Here is a 1,208-nt window from a genome sequence, read left to right on the forward strand (position 1 = left end):
CAGGGCCCCGGCAAAGTCGGTTGCCTGGATGAGGGCAGGCACGGTCTCTGGTTGATCATGTGAGTGTCTAAGTCCCATGATCGTGTGAGAGAACCGTGCCTGCCGTCTCATCATCCTTGACCGATTCCGGTCTTGCCAGGCTGGGCCTGGCGAGCACCACGACGTCCGTTTCCGGGCACTTTCCGGAGTGTGTGTTCGATTTGCGTGACCATTTCGCTGTGGTTCCCGATCCCCGGGACCGGCGTGGGGTCCGGCACGCGTTGTGGTCGATCCTGCTGGTCGCGGCGGCGGCGGTCTGCGCGGGAGCCCAGTCGTTCACCGCGATCGGCGAGTGGGCCGCCGATGCCCCGCAACGGGTCCTGGCGTTACTCGGTGCCCGCTATGACCGGCGACGTGAGCGTTATGTGGCGCCGGATGAGAGGACCCTGCGGCGGATGCTGCAAATCGTGGATGGTGACGCGGTGGACGCGGCGATCTGCGCGTGGCTGCAGGAACGTCACCTCGCCGGTGGCACGGACCTTGAGGTCACCGCGATCGCGGTGGACGGCAAGGCCCTGCGCGGCACCCGCGGCGGCGCCGACACCCGCGGCGTGCACCTGCTGTCCGCGCTGACCCACCAGCACGGCACGGTCCTGGCCCAGGCCCCGGTGGGGGCCAAGACCAGCGAGGTCTCCGGGTTCGCCCCGCTGCTCGACCGGGTTGACCTGACCGGGACGGTGGTCACCGCCGACGCCCTGCACACCACCGTCGGCAGCGCCCGCTATCTGACCGCGGAACGCCACGCGGACTACGTGTTCGTGGTCAAACGCAACCGGCACCACCTGCACACCCGGCTCACCACCCTGCCCTGGGCCGACACACCCGGACATTCCACCCTCGACACCGGCCACGGACGCTGCGAACGACGCACAATCCAGCTACTGCCCGCACCCGAGGACATCCCGTTTCCCCAGGCCGCACAAGCGTTTCTCCTCAAACGCCACGTCACCTACACCGCCACCGGCAACACCCACCACGAGACCGTGCTGGGCATCACCAGCCTGACCAAGGACCGCGCCGGACCAGACCGGATCGCCGATCTGGCCCGCGGGCACTGGTGCATCGAGAACCGGTTGCACTGGGTCCGCGACGTCACCTACCGCGAAGACACCTCCCAGGTCCGCACCGGAAACGCCCCCCGCATCATGGCCGGACTACGCAACCTCATC

At 68.2% G+C, this 1,208-nt stretch carries 1 protein-coding gene; it reads left to right on the forward strand.

What is annotated here, in order from left to right:
• Positions 1-116: 116 nt before the first annotated feature.
• A partial coding sequence (locus AB0M65_RS40865) for an ISAs1 family transposase (protein WP_364041073.1) occupies positions 117-1,208 on the forward strand: 1,092 nt, incomplete at its 3' end.

The sequence above is a fragment of the Amycolatopsis sp. NPDC051071 genome (assembly GCF_040682875.1).
GTDB lineage: Bacteria > Actinomycetota > Actinomycetes > Mycobacteriales > Pseudonocardiaceae > Amycolatopsis.